At 41.4% G+C, this 10,199-nt stretch carries 9 protein-coding genes, 1 tRNA gene and 1 riboswitch; of the genes, 4 read left to right on the top strand and 6 right to left on the bottom strand.

Annotated elements, in window-relative coordinates; genetic code table 11:
- Window positions 1–90 precede the first annotated feature (90 nt).
- The 4 genes from WC615_RS20895 to WC615_RS20880 form a co-directional block, all read right to left on the bottom strand.
- A tRNA-Cys gene (locus WC615_RS20895) sits at window positions 91–161 on the bottom strand.
- Window positions 162–181: 20 nt separating this feature from the next.
- Complete coding sequence (locus WC615_RS20890) at window positions 182–817, bottom strand: peroxiredoxin (protein ID WP_191173851.1); 636 nt, start codon at window positions 815–817, stop codon at window positions 182–184.
- 158 nt (window positions 818–975) lie between these two features.
- Window positions 976–1,091, bottom strand: a riboswitch (SAM riboswitch).
- A gap of 176 nt (window positions 1,092–1,267) precedes the next feature.
- Window positions 1,268–2,815, bottom strand: coding sequence for a SulP family inorganic anion transporter (locus WC615_RS20885; RefSeq protein ID WP_372979998.1), 1,548 nt, complete (start codon window positions 2,813–2,815; stop codon window positions 1,268–1,270).
- A 48-nt stretch (window positions 2,816–2,863) separates the two neighbouring features.
- Window positions 2,864–3,931 carry a 1,4-beta-xylanase gene (locus WC615_RS20880; protein WP_372979997.1) on the bottom strand — a complete coding sequence of 356 codons (1,068 nt, stop codon included), beginning with the start codon at window positions 3,929–3,931 and terminating at the stop codon, window positions 2,864–2,866.
- Between the two features lie 497 nt (window positions 3,932–4,428).
- On the opposite strand from WC615_RS20880, the gene WC615_RS20875 reads away from it, so the two are divergent.
- Window positions 4,429–5,910 carry an ATP-binding protein gene (locus WC615_RS20875; RefSeq protein ID WP_372979996.1) on the top strand — a complete coding sequence of 494 codons (1,482 nt, stop codon included), beginning with the start codon at window positions 4,429–4,431 and terminating at the stop codon, window positions 5,908–5,910.
- Window positions 5,911–5,923: 13 nt separating this feature from the next.
- Window positions 5,924–6,358: a response regulator gene (locus WC615_RS20870; RefSeq protein WP_372979995.1), complete on the top strand. Its 435-nt coding sequence runs from the start codon at window positions 5,924–5,926 to the stop codon at window positions 6,356–6,358.
- 93 nt (window positions 6,359–6,451) lie between these two features.
- Here WC615_RS20870 and WC615_RS20865 read toward each other — a convergent pair whose 3' ends face one another.
- On the bottom strand, window positions 6,452–7,432 hold the full coding sequence (locus WC615_RS20865) for a type I phosphomannose isomerase catalytic subunit (RefSeq protein WP_372979994.1): 981 nt from the start codon (window positions 7,430–7,432) through the stop codon (window positions 6,452–6,454).
- A 99-nt stretch (window positions 7,433–7,531) separates the two neighbouring features.
- Here WC615_RS20865 and WC615_RS20860 point away from each other — a divergent pair, with 99 nt between their 5' ends.
- Window positions 7,532–8,056 (top strand): hypothetical protein, encoded by a 525-nt coding sequence (locus WC615_RS20860; RefSeq protein WP_372979993.1) that lies wholly within the window; start codon window positions 7,532–7,534, stop codon window positions 8,054–8,056.
- Between the two features lie 111 nt (window positions 8,057–8,167).
- On the top strand, window positions 8,168–9,220 hold the full coding sequence (locus WC615_RS20855) for a hypothetical protein (RefSeq protein WP_372979992.1): 1,053 nt from the start codon (window positions 8,168–8,170) through the stop codon (window positions 9,218–9,220).
- A gap of 76 nt (window positions 9,221–9,296) precedes the next feature.
- Here WC615_RS20855 and WC615_RS20850 read toward each other — a convergent pair.
- A partial coding sequence (locus WC615_RS20850) for an isocitrate dehydrogenase (NADP(+)) (protein WP_372979991.1) occupies window positions 9,297–10,199 on the bottom strand: 903 nt, incomplete at its 5' end.

The raw sequence follows: 10,199 nt of genomic DNA, 5'->3' as shown, positions 1-10,199 counted from the left end.
CACTTGCTGTGAGTCAATTTTAGCAATAACAAAAAAGCGATGGGCTCCTCAGCCCACCGCCATCAGTTATTAGTCAGTCAGTATAGTTAGACGTCGCGGGTAGATTCGAACTACCGTTAAAGGTTTTGCAGACCCACACCTATCCTCTCGGCCACGCGACTTTATGCCTCTCCGGCCCTGGTTATTTATTGGGCTGCGGTGTTGTACGCAAGTATGGTTTCACCTCTTTAAAACCTTTAGGGAATTTAGCCGGAATATCTTCTGTTTTGATTGATGGCAACACTACCACATCCTCTCCATCTTTCCAATCGGCAGGGGTTGCTACGCTGTGGTAAGCAGTTAACTGCAGGCTGTCAATTACTCTTAATATCTCCTGGAAATTGCGGCCGGTTGATGCAGGGTAGCTGATGATCAGTTTTATCTTTTTGTCGGGCCCAATAATAAACAGCGAGCGTACGGTTGCTGTTAGCGATGCGTTGGGGTGGATCATATCATAAGCCTGCGAGATCTCGCGGCTCTCGTCACCGATGATCGGGAAGGTTACTTCCACACCCTGTGTTTCGTTGATATCTTTTATCCACCCTTTGTGCGATTCTACATTATCAGTACTCAACGCTATCACCTTTACATTGCGTTTTTCAAACTCATCTTTTAATGATGCGGTTTTGCCCAGCTCAGTAGTACAAACCGGTGTATAATCGGCCGGGTGAGAGAATAAAACGCCCCAGCTATCGCCCAGGTAATCGTAAAAATCAATTTCTCCGTTTGATGTTTGTGCCTTAAAATTTGGGGCGTCGTCGCCAATGCGTAAGCTCATGTTTTCCTGGTTTAAAATGTTTTTAAAATATCTTTTATAGCGTAAAGCTATATATTGTAAAAATAGTTTTCAATAAAATTATTCGCAGAAAGCTTTTAGAGGGACGCCATAACAGCGCAAGAGGAATGCTTAAACATGCATTCAATTTCTTTTAACTCCGCTTATCTGTCTTCGCATTGGTTACGAAGCAGGAATTAGCACCTTACACAAGCTAAATGCCGTACAGGTTGCTAAGACATCATAGGGCCTTTCCCTCTGTCTTTCTGGATAAGTATGTTTAAAGAACAATTAACACTACAAATGTAGGTATTAATTCTATAATTCCTATAGACTTAATAAGCTATTTGGATTTAAGATTATAAATGGTTGATTTTCAGAAAGAAAAATTATCCGAACGCTCGCGCATGGATTCGCGCAGCATATCTGCGTAAAACAGAGTCAGCATTAACCTTAAATGCTATAATTCTTTTCAGTTGCCACCCGGTAGTTGGGGTCTTCCATAATGTTTACATCAATAACATCGGCTGCGTTTTCTAATAAAGCCACACAGTCGTTACTCAAATGTTTCAGGTGTAGCTTTTTACCGGCTTTATGGTAGCGCCCGGTAAGTTTATTAAGCGCCTCGATGCCAGACATATCCGCCACGCGGCTATCTTTAAAATCTATTACCACTTCTTCAGGATCATTTATCACATCAAATTTTTCGGTAAAGGCTGTTACCGAGCCAAAAAACAGCGGGCCGTAAATTTCGTAGTGTTTAGCCCCATGTTCATCAACATATTTACGTGCACGGATGCGTTTAGCGCTCTCCCAGGCAAACACCAGGGCCGATATAATAACGCCTATGAGTACAGCTAATGCAAGGTTATGCAGCAGTATAGTTATCACTGCAACCAATATGCCTACAAACACATCCTGCTTTGGCATTTTATTGAAGATCCTGAAACTTATCCACTCAAAAGTGCCAAACGCCACCATGATCATTACACCGGTAAGCGCAGCCATGGGCAACCTGCCAATAACAGGCGCACCAAACAGGATGATAATCAAGATGGTGAGTGATGCTATGATCCCTGACAACCTTGCCCTTGCACCTGCCGAAAGATTTACCAGCGTTTGCGCTATCATGGGGCAGCCCCCCATCCCAAAAAAGAAACCGTTTAAAATATTTGCGCTGCCCTGCGCAATGCATTCGCGGTTGCCGTTGCCTTTGGTGGCGGTTATTTCATCAACCAGGTTTAGGGTTAGTAAGCCTTCAGTTAAACCCACGGCAGCCATAATTAAAGCATAAGGGAATACAATATTCAGCGTATGCAGGTTTAACGGAACAGCAGGGATATGAAACGGCGGGAAACCACCACTAACAGATGCTATATCGCCTACTGTTTTAGTGTGGATGCCAAAACCAAGCACCAAAGCAAACACAACAGCAATGGCTACCAATGATGCCGGCACAGCTTTACTTATTTTAGGGAAAACCACAACAATGCCGATGGTTAATGCAACAAGGCCTGCCATAATTAACAGCGGTGTACCACTAAGCCAGGCCTGGTGCCCGTTAACTACTGTTTTAAATTGCTGTAGTTGCGCCATAAAAATAATTACAGCCAACCCATTCACAAAGCCGTACATTACGGGTTGCGGTACCAGCCTGATCAGCTTTGCCAGTTTAAACAGGCCAATTGCAATTTGAATAACCCCTGCCATGGCTACAGCGACAAAAACATATTCCATGCCGTTGGTTTTCATCAGGGCTATAAGTACCACAACAGTAGCCCCTGCCCCGCCGGATATAAGCCCCGGCCTGCCGCCAAACACGGCTGTAACCAATCCCATAATAAAAGCGGCATACAAACCCACCAGCGGAGGGAAGCCCGCCAATATGGCGAACGACAATGACTCGGGCATCATCGTCATAGCCACGGTAAGGCCCGCCAATATCTCGGTTTTATAGTTAACCCGTTGCGTAAAGTCAAATAATTTAAGGCTGGCCTTCATGGCTGCAAAGCTATAAAAATGCCTGCAACCTGACTGTAGAAGTTATTCTTACTTCCCGTTCAGCTTTTTAATTAGTTCCACTTCTTCCGGTCTATAAGGCGTACCATCCTTTCTGAAAATATCGTGAAACCATTCTTTGGGTTCGCTGCCATCAGGTATAGGGTTATCCCAGGCGTAAATAGTATTGGTTTTACCCATTACAAAGCCCCAGTTTAACGCGCCTACATTCTCCTTTTTTAGCATAGGCATAACGTTGGCAAATTTGCTGCCGCGTGTACGGGCCATATACTCGGTACATATCATGGGCCTGCCGTGGCTTTTTAACAGCTGGATGGTTTTAAGATGCGATGCCTCGTCGGTATAATCGTGATAGGTTATTACATCCGAATTTAACGCCTGGTAGGTGTTCAGTTTCTCAAAATTCCAGTCCCACAGGCCGGCAGATATTGGCTGGTCAGGGTTAACAGCACGGGCCCAGGCAAATACCTTTGTAAGTAAAGTAAGTGACGCTTCTTTTTTGTTAGAATTGCCCGGCTCGTTATACAAGTCCCAAAGCAGTATGCGTTTATCATGCTTAAAGGTTGTTAATACATCAGTTACATAAGCTTGCAGCATGGCGGTTTCGCCAGTGTTGTTAAGCCTGTTTCCAGGATCCTGCAACCAGCCCGAGTTATGGATGCCAGTTTTGGCGGCAGGTTGTTTACCGGTTTTGGCATCCGCATTCCAGCAATCGTCAAAAAAAACAAACATGGTTTTAATACCATGCTTGTTGGCAATGGTGAGGTACTTGTCAACACGTTTTTTAAAACCTGCTTTATCCTGTTTCCAGGCAAGGCTATATAAAAATACGCGCATGGTGTTAAATCCTATTCCCTGTGCATAGCCCAGTTCACGGTCGATGGTGGCGGGGTCAAAGGTATCTGCCTGCCACATTTCCAGCTGGTTTATTGCGCTGCTGGGTATAAAATCAGCTCCGCTCATCCATTTATGCTGTGCATACCATGCATTAGCTTTAGCTGTTGTCCAAACTTTACCCACAGGCGTTTTTTGGGCCGAGGCATTTATTGTTAATAGTATTAATAGCACCGTAAGCAGGTTAGCAAATAATTTTTTCATAGCAGGTATATATTGGTACGGGTAAATATATAAAAGTTTGGCAATTGGTTAATTACGGGCATTACAGTTTTGAATATCCGGTGGCAATGTAATTGATATATCTACAGTTACAATTAAAAAATAGAGATGCAATATGCTGCCCTTGTACAGCAATTAGCTTACGCACTCCTTTAAGCAATAATATTTCTTTACACTTAACTATATTATTACGATAAATATTATACTATTTTTACCCGTCCAAATTTTCATAACCCTGTAGGGAAATAACCGTATAAGAGCCTTACATTGTTATAATAGTGTAATTTTCAATACAATATAAATTTGTATAGGTCAATGATATGGGGAACATGGTTAAATATTCAGACCCGTATAAAATATTTGTGTCCTTATAATAATTTACAACAACGCTGGGTTGTATTAAACAGATGGCCCACATTTTTGGCATGTATTTTATTAAACCTTGTGTAAATAAAAAGTATTAGTGATTAAAGTGCGAAATGAGTTTTTCTGAGAGTCATAAGTTTTCTGGCGAAGGCATAGCTCATATTGCGCGTATAATTGATAAAATTAATTTAGGCATATGGGAATATAACACCGATACCAAAGAAGTTAAATGGTCACCGGGGTTTTACAGTGCCTTAGGATATGCTCCCGGTGAAATTGAGTGCTCCTACAATTTCTTTTTTAACCAGCTTTTATACTATCACGATAAAGAGGTTTTCTTGAAAGCCACGCAACATCCAAGGCAAGGTGGTTCGCCGGTTGCACACATCAGGTTGCTTACCAAACAAAACGGTTACCAATGGTTTGAGAACACTACTCAAAAGCACGATACCGCCGATGGCCCGGTAATTTACGGTGTACTTAAAAACATCCACGCTTTAAAAATAAGCGAGATAAAAGTTGCCGAAGCCGAGTTTAAGGGCAACGAAATTGGCCGCATAGCCAAAATTGGCAGCTGGGAAATTGATACGGCTACCATGGGGCTTACTTTCTCGAAAGAGATGTATGATATTTTTGAGCTTGACGCCCATGTAACAATGAGTGTTGAGGAAGCCATTGGCTTTTTTGAGCCGCAATACCGCACAACATTAACTAATGTTATTAATGATGCTTTAAACTACTGCAAGCCTTATGATATTGAGCTTTTGTTTAAAACAGCAAAAAACAATGTGATATGGGTCCGCTCAAAAGGGGTGCCTGTAATTAACGATCATGGCAAGTGCATAACCATAAGGGGTATTTTTCAGGATATTGATAGTATTAAAAGAAAAGGGATAACCCTGCAATCGTCAATAAACCTGCTGGATGATCAGAACAAGCGCCTGCAAAATTTTGCCTACATCGTATCGCACAACCTGCGGTCGCACTCGGGCAATTTAAAATTCATGGTGAATTTGTTTGAAGAAGCAAAACTAAGCGAAGAACGTACGGAGATCTTCTCGCACATTAAAACCATCAGCGAAAGCCTTAGCGCCACAATGGGCCACCTTGATGAGATAGTGAGGATACAATCTGAAATTACCCGCGAACGTAAGCTGCTTAATTTTGAAACCATATTTAATAATGTGGCATCGGCGCTGCATACCAATATCGACAGGACAAACGCCATTATAAATACCAATTTTAGCGACTGCCCGCAGGTTAACTACATCCCAGCCTACCTTGAAAGTATTTTGCAAAACCTGCTTACCAATGCTATTAAATATAAACACCCAGACCGTAACCCGGTAATAAATATAACCACCCGTAAGGTGGGTAACGAAGTTTACCTCATATTTGAGGATAACGGTATTGGCATAGATATGCAGCGCTACGGCGACCAGCTTTTTGGCATGTATAAAACTTTCCATCAAAACTCCGACTCGAAAGGGATAGGCCTTTTTATCACCCGCAACCAGGTTGAAGCGCTGGGCGGATCTATACAAGTTGACAGCACCGTAAATGTTGGCACAAAATTTACAGTAAAGTTGGTATAATCAATACCAAAAAATGAATACCGAAAACAAAAATGTGACTGCGGGAATTGTTGATGATGATGAAATTTTTACATACGGTTTCAAAAAAATCACAGCAATAAAGGGCCTATTCGACGAAATACTGAACTTTAGTAACGGAAAAGAAGCTATCGACTTTTTAAAAGATCCACAAAACGAACAACGTTTACCGGATGTTTTATTTGTAGATATTAATATGCCGGTGATGAATGGCTGGGAATTCAATAAAGCTTTTGAGGAAATAAAATCTCAGTTGGGTAAAAATATCACATTATACAATATCAGCTCGTCTATTGATCTTGAGGATATTAAACGTGCTAAAAGCAACCCTATCATTACCGACTATCTTTTAAAACCTATTGATGAGCAGTATCTTGCAGAGATATCCCGCTCGTTACAAAACCCGGCAGACGTAAGACTTTACAATTAATTTTGATTTACGGTTGTTTAAAACAGATATTAACTAAAATAAAAAGACCGGCTGATAAACAAGCCGGTCTTTTTTTATGGGTACACTCACAAATTACTCAATGTAGCTTTCCAGTATTTTAAAGCCCGATGTGGTTTTCAACTCAACCTTATCAACGGTTTTTGGCAACAGGATGCATTCGCCCATTTTTACCGGGTAAGCCAAATCGTTATGTTTAATAGTAAACTCCCCTTCTACACAAACATATATCACAAACGAATCTAAGTTCGAGTAGTCCTTATCAACGCCGTGGGTAAAATCAAGCACGTTGGTTGTAAAATATGGGCAGGTTACCAGGTGTACATCCTCGTTCTTTTTAGGTGTGTACAAAGTTTTATATTCAGGGTAATGTTTGTAATCTATAGCGGCCAGGGCTTCTTCGGTATGCAGCTCGCGTTTGTTACCTTTATCGTCTACGCGGTCAAAATCGTAAATACGATAAGTGATATCAGACGTTTGCTGAATTTCGGCAATCAACAGGCCTTTACCAATGGTATGTACGCGGCCGGCAGGTAAAAAATAAACGTCGCCAGCTTTTACATCTTCCTTGTTCAGGATATCCATAATATGGCCGCTGTTTAAAGCATCCACATATTCTTTCTCGGTCATTTCGCGGTTAAACCCGGTTATCAGGCTGCTGCCTGGGTCGGCTTCTATCACATACCACATTTCGGTTTTACCGAACGAGTTATGGCGCTTTTTAGCCAGCTCATCATTAGGGTGCACCTGTACACTCAGGTCGTCATTGGCATCAATAAATTTAACCAGCAAAGGGAAGATGTTGCCAAAATGCTTGTATACCTTCTCACCTACCAGTTCGCCCTTAAATTTCTCCAGCAGGTCTGCCAACGATTGTCCTTTCAGTTCGCCGCTTTCTACAACAGAAACATCCGACTTTACGCCCGAGATCTCCCAGGTTTCGCCGCAGTTTGGCAAATTGCCAATGCTTTTGTGCAGATACGTTTCTATTTTATGGCCGCCCCATATTTTGTCTTTAAATATGGTTTTAAATTTTAATGGATATAATGATGACATGGTAATGTATATTCTTGTTTATGCGGCTAAGTTATTAGTTAATTATTAAAATGATTGTGAAAAGTTAATATTATGTTTGAGTAGTAAACGTACGTTTTCATGAAAAAAGCCGTCCTTATCATTATCGCGTTCATCAGTATATCATCATGTAAAAACGATTCTGTATGGACCAAAAGCTATGAATCAAAGCTATACCGCGAAATTAACGCCGAGGTTAGCGAACGGTTACCTGATGATAGCAAGCGCCAAAAATTTGTCACCTTTATAATTAAACGCTTAAAAGAGGAACTACCCAAGGGCGTAGAATCCGTATCAAAGGACAGCCTTCAGCGTTTAAGCTCAAAAATAGGTAAGGAATATGGTTTTGCAAATAGCAGCGACGCTAATAGCGGGTTAAAGCCTACACTTGTACCCTGGACACCCGAAATTGAAAAAACCCTGCGTGAGGTTTTCTTAAAAGACGCAACAGCCGATAATAAAAAACAATACGAACAACTATCCGACTGTGTACTTGCTAAATTAAAGCAAATAAATCCCGACTCTGTGATGGTACCACTTACGCGTGAAATGGCACAAACCATTGCCAAGGAATGTTCAATGGAGATTGGCCGCCCCAACAAATAGAAAGGCCCATTTTGCTTTTAAGTTTTCGTTAATTGCTTTTAAAAACTCCCCGGTACAGTTGTATAAAGCCCAAACAAAAACTAATTTTACGGCATAAACTTTATCCATTACATGTCAGCTTTTTTATCCTCCAAAAAACTCCTTTCAATTTCTGTTTTAGTGCTGCTTATGTATAACAACACGCGGGCACAAAGCACCCAAAAATTCACATTTGAACTACCCGAAAGCAAAGTAAGCTATAGCCTTTATAACAAAATAAGTGTTTTAGATATCCGCAAGGATACTACCAGCATGGGTATTATACAAACAGGTGCTTTTAATAAAAACACAAAAGTTATTGCCAAAGAACCGCTTGATAACCAGTTCAATCATATTTTAAATGCTTTAACAGACAGCATAGCAAAATCACAGGAACTGTTGATACAAATCAGGCAGTTAAGCTTTGCAGAAGTTACCGGCTCATTTAAAGAAAATGGATATTTTTATTTGAGGGCAGGTTTGTATGCAAAGCAGCCCAACGGTTACCAGGAAATTAAAACCATTGATACGATAAGTCAGATCTCGTCGGGAGTTGATGTCACTAAGGCTCTGCTGCAACGTGGCAGCGAAACTGTCTCCGGCTTTATAGCATCCAACCTCAACAAAGTACCGGCAGCCCCCAAAATTTACAGTTATACCGACCTGATAAGGATAGACAGTGTTGAAAAACGCAGTTTAAAAGTTTACAATACTACCACCTATGCCGATGGGTTATATTTAACCTATCAATCATTTTGCAACCAGGTGCCCGATGCGCCAATCATCGTAACCAATAATTTTATTGATTATACCATGAAAACACCCGGCGAGAAGGGGAAACTAAAAAAAGTAAAATCGGATAAAGTTTACGCGGTGGTTTATCAGGGGCAGGCATACATAGCTACCAAATATGATTATTACCCCTTGAAAAAGACAAATGATGATTTCTTTTTTACCGGTAAAGCATCGGCAATGCCAAGTACTGTTGGTATGATAACTGCCAGGGTATTTTTTGGGATACTTGGCACATTAGCAGCATCGAATGCCGAAGCCACCTTTGAAATGAAGATAGACCACCTTAATGGCGATTTCGTACGGATAAAAGAAATAGTAGACCCCAATGCCGGTAAATACGATTATAATTAAGTTGATAATACAATCTATTTTAAACTTAAAAAGCCCGCTCTTTTCAGAACGGGCTTTTTACATTATACGGGATAAATTATTTACCCAATTTTGCTTTTAAGTTTTCGTTAATAGCTTCTAAAAACTCTTCGGTGTACAGGTAATCGGTACCGTGCTCAACCTTTGGTTTTATGGTGATGGCCAAATCTTTGGTCATTTTACCGCTTTCAACGGTTTCAATACAAACTTCTTCTAACGCTTTACAGAAGTTAACCAGCTCCTGGTTACCATCCAGTATACCACGGAATTCTAAACCGCGTGTCCATGCAAATATAGACGCAATAGGGTTTGTAGATGTTGGGCGGCCTGCCTGGTGCTCGCGGTAGTGGCGGGTTACCGTACCGTGCGCTGCTTCGGCTTCCATAACGGTGCCATCAGGTGTAACCAAAGTAGAGGTCATTAAACCTAACGAGCCAAAACCTTGTGCTACGGTATCGCTCTGTACGTCGCCATCATAGTTTTTACAAGCCCACACAAAGTTACCATTCCATTTAAGGGCCGATGCAACCATGTCGTCAATTAAACGGTGCTCGTAAGTGATACCGGCTTCGGTAAACTTAGTTTTGTAATCTGCCTGGTATATCTCTTCAAAAATGTCTTTAAAACGGCCATCGTATTTTTTAAGGATAGTGTTTTTGGTTGACAGGTATAAAGGCCAGCCTTTCATCAATGCCTGGTTAAAACAAGCGTGTGCAAAACCGCGGATAGACTCGTCGGTATTGTACATAGCCAATGCAACGCCGTCGCCTTTAAAGTTGTAAACTTCAAATGACTGCTCTTTGCCACCATCTTCGGGTGTAAAAGTGATGGTTAGTTTACCTTTGCCTTTGGTTACAAAATCGGTAGCGCGGTACTGATCGCCAAAAGCGTGGCGGCCAATGCATATAGGGGCTGTCCAGTTTGGTACAAGGCGCGGTACGTTTGCCATAACAATGGGCTC

The organism is Mucilaginibacter sp., assembly GCF_041663085.1.
Taxonomy (GTDB): Bacteria; Bacteroidota; Bacteroidia; order Sphingobacteriales; family Sphingobacteriaceae; genus Mucilaginibacter.
The sequence above is the reverse complement of the archived record's forward strand: the minus strand, read 5'-3'. Positions and strand labels throughout refer to the sequence as shown.